The sequence below is a fragment of the Ezakiella peruensis genome (assembly GCF_900215725.1).
Lineage (GTDB): Bacteria > Bacillota > Clostridia > Tissierellales > Peptoniphilaceae > Ezakiella > Ezakiella peruensis.
Genome location: NZ_LT962469.1, coordinates 81,244 through 102,509, shown reverse-complemented (window position 1 = coordinate 102,509; position 21,266 = coordinate 81,244). Strand labels below are relative to the sequence as shown.

Annotated in this window: 19 protein-coding genes; 5 read left to right on the top strand and 14 right to left on the bottom strand. The window is 36.3% G+C overall.

Going from position 1 to position 21,266, the window contains the following annotated elements; genetic code table 11:
• Window positions 1–1,120 precede the first annotated feature (1,120 nt).
• The 11 genes from CUU59_RS00450 to CUU59_RS00400 form a co-directional block, all read right to left on the bottom strand.
• A complete protein-coding gene (locus CUU59_RS00450; RefSeq protein ID WP_099950085.1) occupies window positions 1,121–2,866 on the bottom strand; it encodes an ABC transporter ATP-binding protein in 1,746 nt (581 codons plus the stop codon).
• Window positions 2,867–3,397: 531 nt separating this feature from the next.
• A complete protein-coding gene (locus tag CUU59_RS00445) occupies window positions 3,398–4,402 on the bottom strand; it encodes a DUF4300 family protein (RefSeq protein WP_099950084.1) in 1,005 nt (334 codons plus the stop codon).
• A gap of 104 nt (window positions 4,403–4,506) precedes the next feature.
• Entirely contained in the window at window positions 4,507–6,114 is a 1,608-nt protein-coding gene (locus tag CUU59_RS00440) for an ABC transporter ATP-binding protein (RefSeq protein WP_099950083.1), read from the bottom strand.
• A gap of 144 nt (window positions 6,115–6,258) precedes the next feature.
• Window positions 6,259–6,519, bottom strand: coding sequence for a hypothetical protein (locus CUU59_RS00435; protein WP_099950082.1), 261 nt, complete (start codon window positions 6,517–6,519; stop codon window positions 6,259–6,261).
• A 71-nt stretch (window positions 6,520–6,590) separates the two neighbouring features.
• A complete protein-coding gene (locus CUU59_RS00430) occupies window positions 6,591–7,817 on the bottom strand; it encodes an ABC transporter permease (RefSeq protein WP_169922804.1) in 1,227 nt (408 codons plus the stop codon).
• Entirely contained in the window at window positions 7,817–8,932 is a 1,116-nt protein-coding gene (locus CUU59_RS00425) for an ABC transporter permease (protein ID WP_099950080.1), read from the bottom strand. Before CUU59_RS00425 ends, CUU59_RS00430 begins: the two co-directional genes overlap by 1 nt.
• 23 nt (window positions 8,933–8,955) lie before the next feature.
• Complete coding sequence (locus CUU59_RS00420; protein ID WP_099950079.1) at window positions 8,956–9,771, bottom strand: hypothetical protein; 816 nt, start codon at window positions 9,769–9,771, stop codon at window positions 8,956–8,958.
• 4 nt (window positions 9,772–9,775) lie between these two features.
• Window positions 9,776–10,870, bottom strand: coding sequence for a 6-bladed beta-propeller (locus CUU59_RS00415; RefSeq protein ID WP_099950078.1), 1,095 nt, complete (start codon window positions 10,868–10,870; stop codon window positions 9,776–9,778).
• Between the two features lie 13 nt (window positions 10,871–10,883).
• Window positions 10,884–11,966, bottom strand: coding sequence for an NHL repeat-containing protein (locus tag CUU59_RS00410; protein WP_099950077.1), 1,083 nt, complete (start codon window positions 11,964–11,966; stop codon window positions 10,884–10,886).
• 13 nt (window positions 11,967–11,979) lie between these two features.
• The gene (locus CUU59_RS00405) at window positions 11,980–13,080 is read right to left on the bottom strand and encodes a hypothetical protein (RefSeq protein WP_099950076.1); all 1,101 of its coding nucleotides are present in this window, start codon (window positions 13,078–13,080) and stop codon (window positions 11,980–11,982) included.
• 206 nt (window positions 13,081–13,286) lie between these two features.
• Window positions 13,287–14,912 carry a putative manganese-dependent inorganic diphosphatase gene (locus CUU59_RS00400; RefSeq protein ID WP_099950075.1) on the bottom strand — a complete coding sequence of 542 codons (1,626 nt, stop codon included), beginning with the start codon at window positions 14,910–14,912 and terminating at the stop codon, window positions 13,287–13,289.
• A 151-nt stretch (window positions 14,913–15,063) separates the two neighbouring features.
• Between CUU59_RS00400 and CUU59_RS00395 the strand changes: the two genes are divergently transcribed.
• A complete protein-coding gene (locus tag CUU59_RS00395) occupies window positions 15,064–16,080 on the top strand; it encodes a 3D domain-containing protein (protein ID WP_099950074.1) in 1,017 nt (338 codons plus the stop codon).
• 66 nt (window positions 16,081–16,146) lie between these two features.
• Here the strand turns inward: CUU59_RS00395 and CUU59_RS00390 are convergent, their stop codons facing one another.
• The 3 genes from CUU59_RS00390 to CUU59_RS00380 are packed head-to-tail and all read right to left on the bottom strand — an operon-like array spanning window position 16,147 to window position 17,528.
• A complete protein-coding gene (locus CUU59_RS00390) occupies window positions 16,147–16,563 on the bottom strand; it encodes a hypothetical protein (protein WP_099950073.1) in 417 nt (138 codons plus the stop codon).
• Window positions 16,553–16,897: a hypothetical protein gene (locus CUU59_RS00385; RefSeq protein WP_099950072.1), complete on the bottom strand. Its 345-nt coding sequence runs from the start codon at window positions 16,895–16,897 to the stop codon at window positions 16,553–16,555. The genes CUU59_RS00390 and CUU59_RS00385 overlap by 11 nt, the downstream gene beginning before the upstream one ends.
• Before the next feature lie 58 nt (window positions 16,898–16,955).
• On the bottom strand, window positions 16,956–17,528 hold the full coding sequence (locus CUU59_RS00380; protein WP_099950071.1) for a hypothetical protein: 573 nt from the start codon (window positions 17,526–17,528) through the stop codon (window positions 16,956–16,958).
• 185 nt (window positions 17,529–17,713) lie between these two features.
• On the opposite strand from CUU59_RS00380, the gene CUU59_RS00375 reads away from it, so the two are divergent.
• The 4 genes from CUU59_RS00375 to rpsF all read left to right on the top strand — a co-directional run bounded on the left by CUU59_RS00375 (window position 17,714) and on the right by rpsF (window position 21,261).
• The gene (locus CUU59_RS00375) at window positions 17,714–19,012 is read left to right on the top strand and encodes a GntR family transcriptional regulator (protein WP_099950070.1); all 1,299 of its coding nucleotides are present in this window, start codon (window positions 17,714–17,716) and stop codon (window positions 19,010–19,012) included.
• Between the two features lie 114 nt (window positions 19,013–19,126).
• A complete protein-coding gene (locus tag CUU59_RS00370; protein ID WP_099950069.1) occupies window positions 19,127–20,227 on the top strand; it encodes a M50 family metallopeptidase in 1,101 nt (366 codons plus the stop codon).
• A complete protein-coding gene (locus CUU59_RS00365) occupies window positions 20,220–20,876 on the top strand; it encodes a hypothetical protein (protein ID WP_099950068.1) in 657 nt (218 codons plus the stop codon). Before CUU59_RS00370 ends, CUU59_RS00365 begins: the two co-directional genes overlap by 8 nt.
• Before the next feature lie 100 nt (window positions 20,877–20,976).
• On the top strand, window positions 20,977–21,261 hold the full coding sequence (rpsF, locus tag CUU59_RS00360; protein WP_099950067.1) for a 30S ribosomal protein S6: 285 nt from the start codon (window positions 20,977–20,979) through the stop codon (window positions 21,259–21,261).
• The last annotated feature ends 5 nt before the right edge of the window (window positions 21,262–21,266 follow it).

Below are 21,266 nucleotides of genomic sequence, written 5' to 3'. Positions count from 1 at the left end.
TTGGAATCTAGTCCAACTTCTCCACGAAAATTACCTTGCATCCGCAAGCAACTTCTCGCTTCTACGCCTCGACTCCAGGCACTTAACTAGTATAACAAAAATGAATAAATCTATCAAGTATTTTTGTAAAAAAAATTTATAAAAGCCATCAAAGTTAAAAGGCGGGATAAAAATAATAAGTGTATGCAGTTAAATTTCGTTTGGATATGTGGGCGAGGGAAAATATTTTTCATGCCTATAGATATCATTGTAGCCATGTAGCGTCTGGTTTATTCCAGACATTCGTCGTAAAAACCATTTGCAAAATTGAAATGATTTTTAAAAAGAAATATATGCCCCTATATAATAGGAAGAGAAAAGAAATTTTCATGCGGATATTTTCATATCAAAAAAATTGCCCTAATAAAATTTAGCGTATATAATTCCACACCCCCCCTCACCCCACAAGGGGGATCGTGGTTGTGGCGGTCCACATAAAGTTGACCCTACAACGCAGAGCGAAATATAAACCGAATGCCATTTTTAAATCAAAACATCACGACCGAATATATCTTAAAAAAATATATTTTGCACATAGAAAATAAAAATTTTAAAATTCATAAGAACGTATGTAGGGTCCATCTTTATGTGGACCGAAAAATATCGATTACACCGAAGGTGTATGAGATATTTTTAATTATAAAACCGCAAAGCGATATTTGAATAAATGATTTTATCCTACGGACACGCATAAGAACGCTTGTAGGGGCTACTTTATGTAGCCCAAAAAATTGCCCGAATATATCCTACGAAAAATATGTATAATGCACATAAAAAATAAAAATATAAATGCTTATAAGCACGTAGGTAGCGTCCAATTGCAGCCACGCCCAAGAGGCGAGCCTCGAAATTTCCTGTAGAGGCGATCCTTTATGGTCGCCAAGAAATTGACCGATTGGTATGCAGCGACTCACGCAACTTGTTGCCCAAGAAAACGAGCCTAGGGCGACGTTTGATTGGTTGCAACAATCTGAGGAGAATTGTGGACATTAGGCGAATGCGATTGCCCCTTGTGGGCATGAAAATTCGTCGTAAAACCAAAAAAGCAGACGTATTCTTGAACGTCTGCTTCTCTATATTTCTATTTCTGTGCATTGTATAGACTATAAAACTCTCCTCTCCTGTTTAAGACCTCATCAAAAGTCCCCTCTTCAACCAAATCTCCATTTTTCAAAACCAAGAAATATCCTGCGTTTTTGATGCCTTGGAGTCTGTGGCTTGTAAAGATGGCCAAATCTTTTTCACTCCATGCCATTAACCTGTCCCAAAAATCGCGTTCGCTGATTGGGTCCAGGGCTGACGATGGTTCGTCAAAGATCTTGCACGAGGATTCCTTGTAAAAGGCACGGGCACAGGCAATCTTTTGCCATTGGCCGCCGGACAAATCTGTCCCGTCTTCGTAGAGCTTGCCCAAATTTGTATCCAGGCCATTTTTTAGGCTGTAGACCACATCATTAGCCCCGCTGTTTTTGAGGGCGTCTTGTAGTCGTCCATTCTTTAACTCTTCTTCCGTGTCGGAAATAATTATATTTTCCAAGGCGGAAATTTCAAATTTATTGAAGTCTTGGTAGAGGATGCCAAAGCATTTCCTGAGGGCCTTTAAATCATAGGCCTTTATATTTTCGCCGTTTATAAAAATTTCTCCCTCACTTGGATCATAGAGTCTCAAGATGAGCTTAATCAAAGTCGTCTTGCCAGACCCGTTTATGCCAACCAGAGCGATTTTATTGGGTGCTTGGACCTTGAAGCTGACATTTTTAAGTGCATAATCGTCCCTGCCTGCGTACTGGTAGGAAACATTTTTAAATTCAATGGAATTAATTTCTTGAATATCCTTGTCGCCAGATTCCATATTTACATCTGTGTCCAAAAATTCAAAATAATTTTCCATAAAGAGCTCAGTTTCAATCAAAAGAGCCCCCTCTTGGACCAGGGTAATAGACGAAGCGCCGGTGTAGACCGTATAGGAAATAAAAAGTGCCAGGCTGCCGAGGGTAAACTCGCCTGCAATAACTCGTGACACAAAAAATCCTATGGTAAAGGCAATAAGCCCCGTCCCAAGAATGGACATTATGACAGAGGCCAGACCTTTTTTCCGCCGATCCCTCTTGGTAATTTCATAGATGCTCTCAAAAGTCTTTTCATAATCATTTTGAATCTTCTTGCCAAAGGCAAAGGAAATCCTCTCCTTGGCGTAGTCCCTCTTTAAAAGCACATCCGAAAAATACCTAAGGACCTTTGCCAGTGGACTCCTAGTGACCGTGTTCTCGTAGGCCTCAACCTGCAATTTGTAAAGTAAAATGCTTTGAGGAATGAGTGATAAGAGCATGAGAATTGGAATCCACACCCTAAAAGTCGCCAGCTGGACCATCATAATAATAAGAGTCAAAGCCATCCTAAAAACTGAAAGGCTGTAGACCAAAAGATTTATCGGCCTCCAGGCAATTTCCCCCTCGATCAGTTCAATCTTGTCATAATAAGACGGATCTTCCAAAATCTCCAAGTGGTTGATCTTGTTAATCTTGTTTTGCAGGTCAGAGTTGACTTTCCTGATAAGTTGATCGGTCAAATCCCCCTGTAAAAACATAAGGATAGGACCGCTTACCAGGTCAATCAAAAGAGCTATAAAGAAGGGAGCCAAAATAATCAGCCCTTCCCTTACAGAGCCAATAGATCCTGCTTGGTCTATAAAAATTTGCAAGGCATTTTGCTGCAAAATTGGTACAAAACTCATGGCAAGCAAAAGAACCGTTAGCGGAATAAAAACCGACGGCTTGCTTTGGTAGATGAGTTTAATCGAACGAAAAAAATTTTTTATCGCTTTCATTTATAACACCTTCCTTTGTGATAATATTAAGTTTTAAATTATGGGAAGCCTAAGCCTCCTTAACCAATTATCATTACAGCCCTCCTAGTGTTATAAAAACCATTTCTTACAAGATTATTATACCCCATTAAAGTGTGCGAGTCAAGTTTATGGGTGCAATTTGCATAAATAAAAAATGCCTCACGCATACAAGATGCGATTGGCATTTTTCGGGCCACATTTTCCTCAGACTCTTGTACTCACTCAGAAAAAATTCGGTCCACATAAAGTGGACCCTACACGCTTCGCTAGATTTTTTCTTCGTGAACAAGAGGTTGCGTGAGTCACTACATACCAATCGAGCATCGTTATCACTCGCTCTCTTGGGCAGGGCTGCAAGTCGCCCCTACAACGCAGAGCGATGTAAAATATGAATGAATTTATCCAACGGATATTCATGTAGCCATGTAGCGTCTGGTTTATTCCAGACATCTCGCACACGCAGGCTCGATGCCGCGTGGGCGAGGATATTTTTTATCTTCTATTTATTTTTTATTTTATACGTTCATTATTCTCAAATACCACCGCTCCAGCGGTGTTTTCTCCCAGCGGAAAATCGTATTTTTTCAAAAGATGGTCGACCATTTGCTCTTTACTTTCAAAGGCCAAAACCTGGTAGGGTTCTTCAAAGGAGAGTTTTTCTATAAAATAAAACTTGCCGCCATCTTCGACCATGACGCCTGTGTGGCCGACAAATAAAATATTGCCGTCGATTTCATCCTTGGAATTTAAATAGACGCTAATCATCTTGGCCTTGTCATTTTTAAATTCGATCTTGCGGTCTGCCAGGGCTTTTTTGATGGCCTCGACTTGTTTGTCAGCATCAGTGGAGTCAGCTGCGGCAATTGGCGCATAAAAGGACTCGAACTTTTTCATATCTTCAGCAGAAAAGAGTTTTGATTCGGCGAGTGACGACTTGTCAAATGCCAGGACCGAAGTCTTATCCTCGACTTTTTCGCCGATATTTATAGAGTCACGGAGTAATCCAAAGGTCGTAATCCGGCAGTTGTTGCCAAGGCCGATTGGAGTCTTGGTTGAATCCGCCTGAGCCTTGCCAATCATATCCATATAATCGAGTTCCTTGTAGTCCACAAAGTCCCCTGACTTGTTGTCATAAAAGTCATTGTATTTTTTAACTTGGCCGAGAAATTCGTCAATTTTCTCCTGGCTAATGCCAGCTGCCTTTAAAAGTTCGCCTGTCTTCTCTTGAGAAACTTCGTTTCCCAGGGCAGAAAATTTAAATGTGTTCTCATTAGCATCTTTGCTTTCACTAGTGTCTGTGTTTTCACTAGTGTCTGTGCTTTCATTAGTATCCGTGCTTTCACTAGCGTCTGGGCTTTCACTAGTGTCCGTGCTTTCACTCTTGTCCGCCTGTTCACTCTTGTCCGTCTGTTCAACCTTGTCCGTCTCCTTGCTTTTGTCCACGCCTGACTTATTGCAGGCAGATAAGCCTAGAATAAAAAGCAAAGCAAGGATTAATATATATGATTTTTTCATTATCTTACCTCCAGGACCTATTATAAATTTTTTATGTATACTTTGTCAAACAATTTTGGTCACTAAAATACCCCCTTTGATTTAAGGGGGCAATCCAAACTTATCTAAACTCTAATTAATTCATTTTTATCCATAATATATTTATGTGTGTAATCAATTTTTAAATTATTTTCATGTGTTATTATTAAAATAATCTTATCTTTTTCTTTAGCAAGCTCATTTATAATCTCCGACAATTTATTTAAACATTTCTCATCTAAACCAGCCTCTATTTCATCGATTAAAATTAAATCTTTTCCCTTACTTGCAAAATATAATTTAGCCATCAATACTTTCTTGATTTCACCACCAGATAATTTTTTATAATCTATTATCTCATCGCTTATATAATCAAAATCTATTTCTTTTAAAAAGACTTCTAAATCTTCTTTATTAACAGGGAAATCAGAAATTTCATCAATATATTTATAAATGTTTTCGGGTAAAATTATCTCTTTTTGATTTATATATAAAGCTTTATTATACAAAGTTTCTTTAGTTATATTTTTTAATTCAGTATTATTAAACTTTATCGATCCATGGTAAGAATAATATTTTAACAGTATCTTAAAAAGAGTACTTTTCCCACTACCATTAGATCCTTGAATTAAAACGGTTTGCCCTTTTTTAAATTCTGCTTTAAGTCCATCTATTATTTTCTCATCTAAGTATGAAAATGATAGGTTCTCGATAGATATTGAGTCTATTTCATTTATATTAATCTTTTCAACTGGAGTTTCTAGGCTAAGTATATGATCTATATTTTTAAAACTAATAGCTGAGGAGATAATTTTCCCTACATATGCTTCGATACTAGCCCCCTGATTTATTAGCAAATTAAAAATAAGTATAAAAAACATAGCATTAGAGACAGAATTATTAATAAATGGCAAGGATAATAAAATGGAAATCACTACTTGTATTATAATATTATAATTGATAACAATTTCATTATAAAGCTGCCTTGTAATATCTTCATCTTTTGCAGTTTCAATAAAATCAGATATAATTATATCAGTTTTATCAAGATAATAATCCTCAGCTTTGTTATGCCTAGTATCCATCAACATTTCTATCATTTCTATTATATAATCATGAATTCTTTTTAGTTTGATATTTGTCTGTTTTGAGGTGCTGTACATTTTTTCCCTAGCAAAATAAGATATAAATACCCCTATAAGAATGGACACGGCACAAAATATGGCTAATACTTTATTAAAATAAAAAGCAAGTATCAGCAAAGATAGCGTAATAACTAGTGAGCTTATTATAGATGGAATCATAACACCTACAGTGCTCATAACATTCATAGCATCTGAATAAAGGGTATGACCCAATCCTTTTTTATTTAATCTGTCAATATTCTTAAAATCTGTATCATACAAGGTTAATTGGATTCTTTTAAGTATATATTTAAAATAATCTCCCCCGTAGTTATCCATAGTTTTTATCTTTATTATACTTACATAAATTGAAGCTATAATCAAGGCAAGAAAAATAAAAATATACAATATTATATCCTTAGTATTTAAATCTTTACTTAAAAAAAACTTTAACCCAATTGGTATTGAAATGGTCAAAATTGCAGATAAAAAAGATATTAAAAATGTAATTACAAAATGCTTTTTAAAATTTTTTATGGCATCCAAAAAATATTTATAGACTATTTTCATTGTTTCCTACCGCACCAATGTAAGTAATCGGAGAACACAAGTTCTCATTACCCGTATATAAAAAAGATGTTTTATTTACATATATTATATATGTATAATATTTATTTGTCAACAAGAAAAAACCAGGCTCAGCCTGGTTCTAATCTATATATCCATATTTTCCATTTCTTCTTCAACGCTCTTTGGTCTCATGTCTTGGACAATTTTTTGTGCTTCATTTGCTTTAACACCGCAATCGTGTTGAGATTTTTCGATGCAGGCTCTTTGCCTAATATATTTGATCAAGACAATAACGCCGATGACTAGGCAAATGTTCAGAGCTAATTTAACATAGCTATCGACAATTTGCGTATAGAGAAGAATCTTTTGGATGGTTTGCAAACCGCCCATTCCGTTCATACCCATGGTCAGTCCCCCTTTCATAGCCCTAATTATAGCACTTTGTTAATGGCTTTTCAATAAAGGCTCTTATCAGCCTATTCATTTTGCAAAATTTCAACTGGCGACAAGTCTTTTAGGGACCTCAAGCTCAAATAGGCGCTTACCAAAATTATTCCGATAGCGACCAAGACTGTAATTAAAAATGCTTGGGGTTCAAATTTAAATTCAATTTTCAAAATATCAGCCATCATTGACCCGCCGCTAATGCCAAGCAAGAGACCAAAGGCAACCACATAGGTAATTTCCAAAAGGAGCTCCATAGCTTGCCCCTTAAAGGTCGACCCCAGGGCAATGGAAACCGCAATGTCCCTCTTTCTCCTATAAAAAATTATATAAAATAATCCTGAGCTTGCAATCGATACAAGGGCGATTAAAAGCAGGGATAAAATCCTGTACTTGGATGCATTCCAAGTCATCTGGCCCAGCCTGTCCTTGGCCCTGGCCAGTTGGTCGTTTAGCCTATAAGAATACTCGGGATGGGCTCCCCCCAGATAATCCAAAATTTCCCAAAGCTTATTTGAATCTGGATTTTCCTCTTTAATTGCAATCCGCGTCATAAATTGTTCCCAATTAAATTCATTTTTAAAAGCCTGGAGTTTTTCTATGGGCAAAAATATGGTGTAGCCCAGCCTGACTCCGCTACTGGTCCCGTCCCAGAGCGTGTCGGTGTTGTAAACCATAACACGAGTTTCATACTTGCTTTCGATAACCTTGAAAGAAAAATCCTCTCCCCCTATTTTTAATTTATCCCCATCAAAGCTTGCCTTATTATCAAAGGGAATGTACTCTCCATTTTTTGGAGTCTGGCCAGCTTCAATAGGCTTTTTATTTTTAATTTTATTTAAAGACTCCAAGGCCGACCTGCCTATAATTGCCCCGCCGTCAAAGGACAAATCGCAGAGCTCCTTAATCTCATCATCGGTAATAAAAATTAAATCTATGCTTACAAAATCTTGGTTTAACATAAAACTTAATTTCGTGTTCCCACTATAAAAAATATCTATCTGGTCTTTGTACTTTTCATTTAAGTAAAGATAATCATCATAAGTAATGGCAGAGAGTCCCATTGCTTGCGGCTCAATTACAGTCGTTGTCGCCTGAAGTTCCTTATAAGTCTTATTGTAAAGTCTATTCTCACTGGTCAAATTTGATAGGGAAATAAATAAAATCCCCGTCCCAATGGTAATCAAAAATGACAAGGCAAAATACATATAGGCCTTGGCCATAAATCTGCTATTAACTCTTTGAAATGAATACTTCATCATGCACCTACCATATCGCTAACGCTAGACCTGGTGACGTAAAGCCCGCCAATTAGACCCAGCAAAACCGAAAGCAAAATAACTACCAAGCTGGAGACCAAATAAAACAAAGGCTCTTTGTATAAGAGAACAAAGGATGATAAAAACGATGTGCCAAAGGCAAATATAAGAGAATTTACCAAAATGGCAAAGAGAGAAAAAATCAGGACTTCCAAAATCGAATCTATCAAAATATCCCTCCTGCTTGACCCCTGGCTAAGTTTAATACCAATATTTCTTTTGTTTTGCAAGAGCCTGCCAATGTAAATTGCAATTATGGTCACCAAGGAAACAAAGGAAATCAAAAGCCCACTTAGGATGTTGTATTTAAAATTCATCCACTTCCCTTCCTCTTCCCGCTTGACCAGTTCTTTATAGTCAGCAGTCGTTATCCTATCCGCAGTAATTCCATCAATATTTTTTCTGATGGTACTTACAATTTGGTCTGGATCTTCATCCACACCAGTAAAGAGCAAATAATATTGAAGGCTGCTGCCCTTGGATATCTTTGCCAGAGTCTTGGCTGGCATAGCGACATATGCAAAGACATCCCTGCTGGAATACTTGCCAACGACCTCCAGCTTTTTCCCCTTGTAGGAAACATATTCGCCGATCTTTACATTGGAGAGTTCTTTTGCAGTAGGTCTAATCAAACACACATCAGCCCCATTTTTTATTTCCTCTGCAGTCAAATTCCTCCCCTCCAAAATCAGCATGGGCTTTTCAACCATGCCCTCATCAATGCCGGCGATCGTATGGACAAAAGTTTGTCCAGCAACCGAAACTGGAGAAACTGGACTTATAAAAAAATAATCCACATGGCTGTCAAAAAGCTTGTCCAAAGTTCCGCGAAAATCGTCCGGCTCTACGCACTCGCCCACATAACTTAACTTGAGATCACCCTCACGATAGAGGCCCTTCATGGTGTCCTCTCTGGCTTGGTACATCAAATTAGAAATGGTCATAAAGGGAAAAAACATGGAAATAACAACCGTCAAAAGGACCACTATGGTCAGCTTGCGATTGTAAACCATGTTCTTTATCAAATTATCCATCCTAAATTTAAACTTTTCCATAATAACCTCTTTTAAAATTGTACTTATTTTAAAAGCATATCCTTTAACTGGTCTATAGGAACTTCCCTAATTATCTCAAAATCATCTTCATAAATTTTTACAAATGTTGGATACCAGTCAACATCATAAAGACCGGCTAAAAATCCACCTTTGTCAAGCAACCTACCATCATCAGGATCTGACGGTCTATACATCTTTATTATATCATATTTATCCAAAATATCCTTGTCATCTAAAACTTCATTTGCCTTTTTGCAATCATTGCAACCCTCCATAGCAAAGTAAAGTAACTTAGGACTGTCATTAGCTCCATACTCATTAGCAATAAGCTTGTTAACCCTTTTAATCAGTCTATCCTTAGATTCATAATCTCCAGAAGAAATTTTCCTTAAAAACATATCCATATCTTCCGTTTGAAAATCAACCTTACCATCTTTCAAAATAAAATATGAGGGAGTAATGCCAAATAATTTTGATTTGCCATCCAAACTGTAATTTCTATTCTCTTCAATATTATATTTTTTTATTAAATTTTTTGGAATCTCGTCTTCCCAAAGTACAATATAATCCAAATCATCTGATTTAAATATCTTAGAAAATCGGTCAATATTTCTAATGGCACTGGCACAAGAGCCGCAACCCTTTGACACATAAAACCCAGCAAGGCTCTTTTCAGGTAATTCTGCCAAATTCCCATCCACATCATAAATGTCGAAACCTGCAAACTCATCCCCATAGACCAAATCGTAGTTGGTATAGGAATTCGCAGGCCTGCCCTTGCAAGCTGAAAAACAAAGTATGATTATTAACAAACTTATCAAAAAAATTTTATCTCTCATTGTCTTACCTACTTAAATCTATTATATAAATCTTATCTGTCTCGGCATCCATCAACAATATATTTCCTTCCATTTCCTGCATTTTAAATCTTCTTGCTACAAATACACCACTTTTAAAGTCATCGAGCATCTGATGGGTTAGGCTCTTTTGGTATTGCATTTCATTGCCAACAACTTTAAACTCGTGCAAGATTCCAAAACTGCCACTCGGCAAATAATATGAGTCTCCTATCTTTAACATGTCTGTAAAATTAGACAGAGTTGGGAAATCATACAGTTTTTTTAACTCATCTTCTTCGACAAGATATAAGGCATCTCCACAGGATGGCCAAATAGAATAATCGTACTTACCAGTCTGCCTGTCCTTATCTCCAAATTTAAATCCCTTGTGATTTTGAACCGCATATAGCTTGTTATCAATAACTTTTAAAAAGCCACCAAATCTTTGACCATACAATTTTTCATTGCCATCTGGATCTATTTTTAAAATTGTCATATATTCTTCCCGAGCAAAAGCCGTAGATAAATATAAGGAGCCTTTATATAAAACTATAGAACTACAAGCATTTAACGATGACTTTTCTTTTAAAAACTTTACATCTATATTTTTCACAAAATTAAAATCCGTGTCTAAAACAACTACTCTTCCATTGCCATCATCCACAATATAGTAGTATCCACTATCTTCATCATAATAAAATGCAGCTGGCTTCTTAAACTCAACTTCTCCAGAACCCAGTTTGCCAATTGTTTTGATTAAATTCCCATCCCAATCAATCACTTTAATGTTATTATCTTCTTGATCTAAAATAATAATCTCATCAGGTCTTGCCATAAAATCTGCAATCAGTTTCAAATTTGACTTGCTTAAGTCAATAGTTTTCTTTATCTTGTCCTCTATATTAAATTCATAGTCCCCTACTGGATATTTCTCATCAGTTATTCTATATGCAAGATTATAAGCCTCATCATCAGACAGTCCATCCACATTGATATCTAAAACTTCAAATTCATCCAACGCCGCCTGGTCTCCAGAGTTTTTCCCGCAGGATATTAATAGTATTGTGATTAGTAAAGCAATTGCAATTTTCTTTTTCATAATTACCTCCCTATCATTCAGTTAAATCTATTATATAAATCTTAATTTCTTGATTATCTGATAAAATAATTTTTCCATCGTGTTCCTGCATTCTAAACCTTTTTACAATAGTTCTATCTGATTCGCTTAATATCTGCCTTGTTATTGTCCTCTTATATTCTATTTTCCCCTTTTCTATTGCAAATTCATTTACAAAACCATAGCTGGTGCTGGCCATATAGTATGAGTCACCAATCTTTAACAAATCAGAAAATGTTGATCTTGTAGGCAAATCATAAAGTTTGGTCATTTTATCATCAGCAACTAAATATATTGCATCCCCACATTGAGACCAGTATTCATTATCATGAGTACCTATGCTTGAATTAACTTCTTTTCCATACTTAAATCCTTTGTGATTCTGAACTGCATAAAGTTTATCATCGACCACCTTCAAGAATCCGCCGAACTTCTGGTCATATAACTTTTCATTGCCATCCATATCTACGCTTATTATAGCCATAGTTTTTTCTCTGCCTTTTGTTTGAGCTAAGTATAGTGCATCATCATATTTTACAATAGAATCAAAAGCATTTAGCTTAGATATTTCTTTTAATAATCCTATGTCTAGATTTTTTATTAAATTAAAATCTTCATCAGTAATGACAACTCTGTTGTTTTCATAGTCAAGTATATAATATTTACCGTCCTCATAATAAAAATCAGTAGGTGCTTTAAACTCCATGTTTCCCGAGCCTAGTTTGCCAACAGTTCTCAAGAGTTCACCATTCCAGTTTAGTATTTTAATATTATTATCTTCTTTATCAAGTACAACAATATAATCATCGCTTGTTATAATTCCAGCAATAGATTTAAGGCCAGATTTTTTTAAGTCTATTTCATCTGTTATATAATCAGATATTTTAAAATCAGGTTCATTGAGGGGATATTTTTCATCAACAAGCCTGCTAGCAACTTTTAAACTTTCTTCAAGTGACAAGTTTTCATCTACGTCTAGCACTTCAAATTCATTCAGCGCCGCCTGGTCTCCAGGGTTTTTCCCGCAGGATATTAATAATATTGTGATTAGTAAAACAATTGCAATTTTCTTTTTCATCATTACCTACCTATCACTCAGCTAAATCTATTATATAAATCTTCTTCATTTCAGAGTCACACAAGGCAAGACCTCCCTCATAGTCTTGCATTAAAAATCGCTTGTCAATATTCTTTTTGGGAATGCCCAAAAAATCTGTAAGACTTCTAATATATTCTAAGCCTTCTGTTGAGCTTTTAAACTCGTGCAGATAAGAAGTACTCCCGCTTGATAGATAATAAGAATCTCCTTTTTTAACTAGGTCCGTAAAGGATGAATGACTTGGCAGGTCGTATAATTTTTGCATTTTATCTTCTTCCACCAGATAAATAGCATCCCCGCACCGGCCATAGGTCTCATATTCACGAGAATTTTTGTAAGCAGATTTTATTTTCTTTCCATACTTAAAACCCTTCAAGGTCTGGACTGCATATAATTTTCCATCAGCCACTTTTAAAAAACCACCAAATCTTTGATCGTACATCTTTTCCTTGCCATCCTTATCTATGGATATAATGGCCATCACGCTTTCACTAGCAGAATGTGTTGATATGTAAATCTTATCCTTGTAGTGGGCTATGGAGTCAAAAGATCTTCCACTTGCTTTCTCTTTGAAGATTTGCAATTTAATCTCGTCTACAAAATTAAAATTTTCATCAGCTCTTATAATCTTTTTATCAAAAATCTCCCCATTATCCAAAATATAATAAAGCCCTTCTTCCTCATCAAAGTAAAAGGCACTTGGGTCGCTAAAATATGCAGAGCCCATGTCCTCGCTCGCAATCGTCTTCAAGACTTGCCCCTGCAAATCTAAAATCTTTATATCCTTGGCCTCTTGGTCCAGAATAATAATCTCCTGGTCAGTAATCCTAAATCCAGCAATGGATTTTATAGGGTCGACATCTATGTCTATGACCTTGGAAATTTTATTTTCTTCTTTAAATTCATAGTCGTCCCTGGGATATTTTTCAGAAATATATGCGCCGGCCTTTCGACTTGCCTCAGATTCACTGAGTCCATTAATATTTATATCAAGGACTTCAAACTCATCCAGTGCCGCCTGGTCTCCTGAATTTTTTCCGCAGGATATTAATAGTATTGTGATTAGTAAAACAAGAGCAATTTTCTTTTTCATGGCTGAGCTAATTCCTCCTCTAATTTTCTTGGCTTTTCTTTTAACGGAATAAATCGTTCTTAGCTATTATCTACCCCTCTTAAACTCTTATATAACATTTTTATACATTCACATGAGTAAATATAAATTCTTTCTTCTTATTATATATGTATTTGCATTAAAAAACCACGCTGCTATTTGAGCGTGGTTTGAAATTCTATTTTATTTTATGCAAGCGCCTTGCCGACGACTGGGACGACTTGTTTTTTACGGGAGAGAACTCCGGGTGCGTCGAATTCGTTTTCTTTTAATTCTTGGCCGAAGGCTTTGGCGATTTTTTCTCCTTGGTCGCCCACAACTAGGATTTTAGAATTTTCCTTTAAGATATCTGTCAGTATAAAGATATTTAAATCATCGCCGTCTGCCTTGCGACGGTCTTCCATGGCGACCAGTAACTGGGCCTTTATTTTTTCCAGGCTGTCCATGTCCATGGTCATGACTTGGCCTATGTGCATCTTGTGGCCTTCGATGGTAAACTCTTTGACGTCTTCGTTCAATAAATCGGTCGGCCTCTTGCCTTCCAAACTTGTGCCGGCCTTAAACATGGCCTTGGCGTAGTCCTCTGGATCGATTCCTGCAATCTTTGCCATGCGGTCAAGCATGATCCTGTCGATATTGGTTGCCGTTGGCGATTTAAATAAAAGGGTGTCGGAAATTATCCCTGAGCAAAGGAGTCCTGCAATTTCTTTTGATGGGCTAATGCCCTTTTCCCCGTAGATGCTGGCGATAATTGTACAGGTTGATCCGACTGGCATATTCCTAAAATAAATCGGCGCCTCTGTATTTATATTTGCCACCCTGTGGTGGTCGATGACTTCAATAATGGTCGCGTCTTGGATGTCGTGGATGGATTGGTTGCGCTCGTTGTGATCCACCAGGATCAATTTCTTTTTCTCAGTTGAAATCAAATGATAACGGGAAATGCTTGCCACAACCTTTCCCTTGGCATCCAAAACTGGATAAGACCTAAAACGGGTCTCGCTCATCTTGGCCGTAACTTCGTCAACAAAGTCGTCCAAGCCGAAGGTCACCAAGTTTTCCTTGGCCATTACAGCTTCGATTGGGACGGCTTGAGGCAAAAGTCTGGATCCCATAAAGGTATTGAACTGGGTTTTGATAAGGGCAACTCCATTTGCCTTGGCGGCTGCCAATAATTCGTCGTCAATTTCTCCGCCGCCAGAAATAATCAGGATAGAGATTTTTTTGTCGCAGAGTTCGTGAACGTCAGTCCTATTACCTGTGATAACCACGTCCCCCTCCTCGATAATTTTGAGGGCGTGGGGCAGGCTCATGGCAAAAACTCTCATAGAATTTAAGTCTCTGATTTTTTCTGGCATGTAAACCGTTTCGCCCGATAAAACTTGGACGATATTTTCAAAAGGCGTATTGGAATTCCTAAGGACTTTGTCGTTCCACACGTCCATATAATTCTTGGTAATATTTGACAGGGAGACAATGCCCATGAGTTTTTCTTCGCTGTCCACTGCAAAGACATTGACATTTTTCTCCTGCATAAATTCAAGAGCCTTGGCGCAGGAAGTGTCTGGGCTAAGTATAAAGGGGCTGTCGAGTTTTAAATCTCTGACCTCGCTTTTGATTGTGTCCATAAAAATGGGTTGGTCCACGCCAAAATAATCCAAGACAAACTGGGTCTCGCGATTGATAGTCCCTAAGCGAATTGGCACGGCCTGGTAGTCTGATATTTTATTTTTTAAATCGGCATAGGCAAGAGCCGCACAGATTGAATCTGTATCTGGATTCCTATGACCGCTGATGTAAACTTTTTCTTTCATAAGTCCTCCTTATAGTTTATATATCATAGCAAAAAAAATTTATAAAATCAAGTTTAGATGTGATTGTAAACACATTTGCGAGCCCTCAATCAGCCTCCAACTTGACAAAAGAGCAAAAAAAGTATAAAATAAAAGACCTAAGGAGGAAGTTATGAATTTTCGAAAAATATTTAGAGTTCTATTCTTTCTAATTTTAACATCCAGCGTCGTTTACGCCGCTGAAAAGAAAGACGTGGTTCTAATGCAAGGTAAATTCAAAGTATTTACCAAAGTAGAATCTTACGAAGAACTCCAAGCGTTTGTAAAACAAAACTACCCCGACTTCATTATAAAAGAACAAAAAGAATTTAAAGCCAATCAGGTGTACGAGCTCGAACCTCTGATTGAAATTTATTTAAAGGACGATAGCAAGGGCTCCAGGGTCAAAGTTCCAAACAGAACCGTTGGAGAAATGCTCGCCTACCTAAACATCGAGCTGGGAGAGGATGACCTAACAGTCCCAGGCCTAGACGAAGTACCTACAGATAGCATTGTAAATATCTTTAGAATTCGTGAAGAAATCAAAGAAGTAACAATGCCAAAAGAATTTGTGGTCTTAAAACGCGAAAGCACAAATCCAATTTTAAAGTCCGAGGTTACCATCCAAAAGGGTGTGCCTGGCGAAAAGAAAGTTACGCTGAAAAACAAAATCGTAAACGGTATTGTAAGGGGCAGCGTAGTATTAAAAGAAGAAATTATCAAAGAGGCTGTGCCTCAAATAATAGAAGTACCAATGAAGTCAAAAGAAAGTAAGGCAGAAGTGCTAACACGCGGAGCTTCACGCAAGTATGTGATGAATGCAACCGCTTATGAGGCAGGCCCATTATCAACTGGTAAACGCCCAGGAGATCGCGGCTATGGAATTACAGCCTCAGGCACCAGAGCAAGAAGAGGAACAGTAGCGGTAGACCCAAGGGTTATACCACTAGGCACCAAGCTTTATGTAAAGAGCTTGAACCCAGACATTCCTGACTACGGATATGCGATTGCAGAAGACACAGGCGGAGCAATCAAGGGCATGAAGATCGACCTATTTATGAACACAGTCAGCGAATGCTTCCAATTCGGTAGAAGGCAGGTAGAAGTCTATATCCTACCAGCAGACACACCGGCAGACTTATTTAATTAAGACAAAAAGAAAGACCAAGTGCGACTTGGTCTTTTTTTGTGGGTTTGATATTGTTTTTAAGTATATTTATCTACATGCAATTGGAAATGATATATTAACTCCATTGTATTTTATCTTTATTAAGGTCATAGCTTTTATTTTGTCCTTATTTCTCAAAGATTTAAGAGCAACAGAACAGGCATCAGCAACAAAATCATTAATTTTTTTATTGTCTTTTATTTTTTCCCAATTACTTGATTTTGCAAGATTTTCGCTTAAAATTTTTGTAGATACTTCAGATTTATATTCCTCTTCTCTGTTGTATAAGAATCTCTTTAAATTTATTAGATGAGCCTGCACTTCTTTTATTTCACTAGGATTTAAATTCACCTCAGTCTGAGTTTTTTCTAAAAGCTTAATCCCCTTTTCAGGAGTAACTATAAAACCTAACAAACAAGATATGATAAACAAAAGAATAATAGTCGCTAAATCTTTACCTCTCATTATGAACCTCCGCCGGAATATAAAGTAAATATTCACCTAAACTTATCTTTAGAAAATCATTTCCATTACTTACTGGATCTAGTTCATAAGTATGTTTTTGATTTTTATTGAAAAGCCTAAAAAAATTTGAAAAATAATTCTCTTCATATTTTTCAAAAAATAAATTCGTATTAGACTTCATAATCTGTAAAATCTCTGAATTATTAGTCAAATCTATCTCTACCAAGTCTAAACTTAGTGATGGATAAGCTTGGAGTGCCCTAAAAAACACTCCAAGCAAAAATCCAAGAAATAAAATTAATAATATTTTCTTAGTGTTGAGAACCTTATTCAAGATCTTCCTCCTCTTTTTTTTATTTTATTAATTTTTATTTTGTGTTTTAAATAACATCTTATTTATAAAGAAATTCTTCTAGTTGTTTCTTTCTATCTCTCATTTCCTGATTTTCTTCCATCAACTTCTCATATTTTTTTCTATTAAAATAATCTGTGGAAAGCCTTATAACATACATTATAAGTGAGTATATCAGACACTTTATAGCTGGTGTAAATAAGTATATGCCTGAAAATATATTTGCATGCCTTTGAACTAACATACCATTCATCTGCAGTAGTCTAACTATCATATCAGTCCCAGTTAAGCCTTGTAAAAATCCAAGTATTCCTATAAGAAAAAACAATACTTTGGGTGCATAGGCTTTTTCAGAAGTAATATAGGTCATAGCATCATATATCCCCATAGCACCATAAAGCGAAAACATAACTCCATAGACAAATACGAATATGCTCATTGCATCTAAATATTTTCCAACAGCCTTATTTTGCAAATCTAAATTAATATTGTGAAGGGTTTCGGTATCTATAATCTTTATGCCTATTATGATTGCCAAGCCAAATACAATTGCAAATATAAGCCTGCCTCTCAGTGTATTATAATTTAAAAAACTTTTCTTTTCTTTATGCATCCCACACTCCCCCTTTGTTTTTTAATAATATTATCACTTACCAAGTGAAAATCAACAATTTTTCCTATTTGAATCCACCTTTATTATACCATGTATTTGCATTTTTTCTCAGACAGTTGGCACTTATTTTTTCGGACAGTTGATTTTATAAGCCTACGATGATAAAATATATTTAGGTGGTGGATATGAATAAGACTTCTCAAGAGATATATGATATTCTTTTATCAAAAATCAGAAACAAAAACTACTTGCCTGGTGACAAGCTGCCTTCAATAAGGTATCAGGCTTCTTTTTTTAATGTTAAGAAATATTATGTTGAGTCTGCATATGAAAAATTGAGAATCCAAGGCTATGTAAAATCATTTGCTGGCAAGGGTTATTTTGTTATAAGTAATCAAGGTAGATATGCGTCAGATGTGGATAATGTTCCACAATCAACAGACACAATTGTTCCCATGTTGCAAATTTTTTATAAAAATGACTCCTACAGAAAACTAACTGACTCTTTATTGTTAAGGGGGCTTAAAAATACATACAATTTAAAACTAGACTCCCTCTACTATTCATCTTCAGGAATTGGTATGCCTAGACTTCGCGAGGAAATTTCTAAATACTTGTCCAAACTTTACGGTCATTATATTCACCCGGATAGGATTCTCATATCTTCATCAAAAAAAGACTTGGTTGATTATTTGCTAAATGAGTTTAATAAAAAATACATTCTCTTGGAAGAATATAATAAAACTAGCGACTCTAATCTTTTTCAAGCCTATAGAAGTAAAATTAGATATATCAAAATGGATGAGGGCGGAGTAAAAGTTGACGATCTTCCCAAAAAACCCAGCCTTTTATTCATAGAGAGCCACAATCAATTACCAACTTGTATTAACTATTCTCCCCAGCGAATCAATGAGCTTGAAAAAATTTGCCTGCAAAATGATATTTTTATTATAGATGATTTATATAACAGGCAATTTATCTTCGAACACAAGGATTTTTTGTATAATAAAAGGAATTTATTTTTGATTGACGACCTTGCCGCTGTTTTCCCAAGGTCTATTAAATTTGCCTATATGGTGGTGCCCACCAATTTTGAAGCCACAAATTATAAATCAAGTGCTTCATCTTTAACTGAAAACTTTGTCCTGAGTTTGTTTGAGGATGAAAGTTTTTACCAAACTACAGATAAAATATGGTTCCTCTTGAACGATGTTCGTGATAGATTTATCCTAGAGTTAAAGAAAAGAAACATAAAATTTTATGAGCCATTATCTGGACCATATATAAGTGTTATTATAGATGGCAAATTAAAAGTAAGACAAATAAAAAAACAAATTAAATTAACTCCCTTTGAAATTAATGGGCAGTTTTTTAAAACAAGTGAAGGACTCGATGCAGTATCTTTTAAATATATAAATATAAAATTAGATAAAGTCGGAGAATTTATTGATTTCCTATTTTTTAGCCAGCTGTCTTTAAATTAGTATAAAGAGTTAGTATAAAGAGTATGTAAGTTGTCTTGTATGTAATAAAATTCATTTGACAAAGTTCACCCTCTCCTTTAAAATTAATGTAGAAGAAGCAATCAAGGAGAGAATATGAGAAAGTTTTTAGATAAATTTATAATGGTTGTCATGTTTTTAGCAGTCATGTTTTTTGCAGGCTTTTCAACTTACAGGCTGGCTGCAGGTTTGGATGCTATAATCAACTTCACTGCTAACTGGCAGCGCTTGATAGTGGGCCTGGCTGTCCTATATTTATTTGTATTTATCGCCATGGTTCTGCAAGTTGTTTTTCACGAGTTGGGCCACATGGTCTTTGGATTCTTAACTGGCTACAGGCTTTTATATTTTAGGATTGGCTCATACACACTGGCAAATACAGAAGCCGGCATGCAAAAAAGAATCTTCACCATACCAGGAACTGGCGGCCAATGCCTGATGATTCCAAAGAAAAGATCAGATGGGTCCTACCCCTTTATCCTCTACAATCTGGGTGGAGTTATTGCAAATCTAATCCTGTCTGCCCTTGCCTATATAATTTTTAGGCAAGTGACCAGCCAAATCGCCCAGGCCTTTTTAATTGTCTTTATCTCTGTGGGAATTTATTTGGCTTTAACAAATCTAATCCCCTTCCAGTTAATGGTAAATGACGGTAGAAATATTATCAATCTTTTAAAAAGCGAAGAGGCCAGGGACAGATTGTACGAATCCCTGAACATGGAAAAAGAAGAGATGAACGGCAGGGATTATGATATTGACTACTCTGAGCCAACTGATTTAACCAAGATTTTTAACCAAGAGGCTTATATAAATCATGCCGGCGACCTCTTGTTTGAGAAAAAATTTGACCAGGCGGCAGAAAATTTGCAAAGACTCTTGCAAGTGGACGGCCTCAATTTTGTTTTTAAGAATTTTACTAAAAACTTTTTGGAAGTAATTTATCTTATAAATAACGATGAGGAAAATTTAAAGACCATAGACCACGACAAGGACTACAAGACTTATTTAAAAAGCAAAAATATGCCCATGGTTTACCTGGTAAACTACCTAAGGGCCAAGGACCAGGGCGACCCCAAAGCCGATGACTTTAGAGAAAATATTGAGAACTTAAGGGGGAAATATCTCTTCCCACTTAATATAGAAAGAATTCTAGGACTTATGAATTATGCAGACAACTTGAGAGGTGACCATGTATAGGAAAAGATTTTTTCAGACCTTTAAAAATATTGCCATTGTAATGATATTTTTTTGGCTGCGCGAGCAGGGTTATGTAAATAATTGGGGCTTTGTAATCGGGGCTCTAGCAACGATTATCTTGGTGGCTGTCCTCACTCAGCGCTTTACGGTCAAGCGGACCATGAAAAATCTAGACGATTTAAAGGCCATGACTCCCCTGTTGAAAACGGATCCTGAGTCTTATTTCGACCAGCTGGACGGACTCATTCAGTTTTCCAATGGCTACGAGCACGATTATTTGATTTTACACAAGGCCAACACCCTGGCAAAGATTAACAAGGCTGACCAGGCCATCAAGGTCCTTGAAGCCTACCATCCCAAGTACTTGGATACGGCAAATCTGGGCGTTTATTACAACAATCTCTTGGGACTCTTGGTTCAAACAAAAGAGACCAAAAAAGCCCGGGTCGTTTACAATGAGTACAAGGATATCTTGGAGGCGAACTTTTCATCGTCCTTTGCTTATTCGATTTATACAAATATTGCAAATTTAAAATACCAAGAGGGCCACAAATCCCAAGCCCAAGAATTTTTGGACAAGGCCATGGCCGCGACTGATGATGAAAAGATTAGAGAAAGTATAAAAAAATTAAAAGCTCAGATGGATTAAGCTTGCAAAAAGATTTTCTTTATGATAAAATATCCCTTGGAGTATTTACTAAAACAGTGCTCCTTGCAAGAAATTGCCAAAGACCATAAGGAGGTGTATTATGAGAGACTACGAAACAATGTTAGTATTTCGTCCAGATCTAGAAGACGAAAAGCGTGAAGCATTTGTAGAAAGACTAAAATCCATAATCACTGAGAAGGGACAAGATTTCGAAGTCGACAATTGGGGACTCAGAAAACTTGCTTACCTAATCGATGATTATCCAGAAGGATACTACGCAGTTCTTAACTACAAGGCTGAACCAGAAGTAATTGCAGAACTCAACCGTGTTTCTAAAATTACAGACGGCCTATTACGCTATATGACTATCTCACTTGACGATTAGGAGTT

Coding starts and splice junctions, on each gene's coding strand:
- CUU59_RS00425 (WP_099950080.1), bottom strand. CDS start 8,932: ATGGAAAAGTTTAAATTTAGGATGGATAATTTGATAAAGAACATGGTT.
- CUU59_RS00410 (WP_099950077.1), bottom strand. CDS start 11,966: ATGAAAAAGAAAATTGCAATTGTTTTACTAATCACAATATTATTAATA.
- CUU59_RS00395 (WP_099950074.1), top strand. CDS start 15,064: ATGAATTTTCGAAAAATATTTAGAGTTCTATTCTTTCTAATTTTAACA.
- CUU59_RS00370 (WP_099950069.1), top strand. CDS start 19,127: ATGAGAAAGTTTTTAGATAAATTTATAATGGTTGTCATGTTTTTAGCA.
- rpsF (WP_099950067.1), top strand. CDS start 20,977: ATGAGAGACTACGAAACAATGTTAGTATTTCGTCCAGATCTAGAAGAC.
- CUU59_RS00440 (WP_099950083.1), bottom strand. CDS start 6,114: ATGAAAATAGTCTATAAATATTTTTTGGATGCCATAAAAAATTTTAAA.
- CUU59_RS00445 (WP_099950084.1), bottom strand. CDS start 4,402: ATGAAAAAATCATATATATTAATCCTTGCTTTGCTTTTTATTCTAGGC.
- CUU59_RS00365 (WP_099950068.1), top strand. CDS start 20,220: ATGTATAGGAAAAGATTTTTTCAGACCTTTAAAAATATTGCCATTGTA.
- CUU59_RS00430 (WP_169922804.1), bottom strand. CDS start 7,817: ATGAAGTATTCATTTCAAAGAGTTAATAGCAGATTTATGGCCAAGGCC.
- CUU59_RS00380 (WP_099950071.1), bottom strand. CDS start 17,528: ATGCATAAAGAAAAGAAAAGTTTTTTAAATTATAATACACTGAGAGGC.
- CUU59_RS00375 (WP_099950070.1), top strand. CDS start 17,714: ATGAATAAGACTTCTCAAGAGATATATGATATTCTTTTATCAAAAATC.
- CUU59_RS00415 (WP_099950078.1), bottom strand. CDS start 10,870: ATGAAAAAGAAAATTGCAATTGCTTTACTAATCACAATACTATTAATA.
- CUU59_RS00390 (WP_099950073.1), bottom strand. CDS start 16,563: ATGAGAGGTAAAGATTTAGCGACTATTATTCTTTTGTTTATCATATCT.
- CUU59_RS00435 (WP_099950082.1), bottom strand. CDS start 6,519: ATGGGTATGAACGGAATGGGCGGTTTGCAAACCATCCAAAAGATTCTT.
- CUU59_RS00405 (WP_099950076.1), bottom strand. CDS start 13,080: ATGAAAAAGAAAATTGCTCTTGTTTTACTAATCACAATACTATTAATA.
- CUU59_RS00400 (WP_099950075.1), bottom strand. CDS start 14,912: ATGAAAGAAAAAGTTTACATCAGCGGTCATAGGAATCCAGATACAGAT.
- CUU59_RS00450 (WP_099950085.1), bottom strand. CDS start 2,866: ATGAAAGCGATAAAAAATTTTTTTCGTTCGATTAAACTCATCTACCAA.
- CUU59_RS00420 (WP_099950079.1), bottom strand. CDS start 9,771: ATGAGAGATAAAATTTTTTTGATAAGTTTGTTAATAATCATACTTTGT.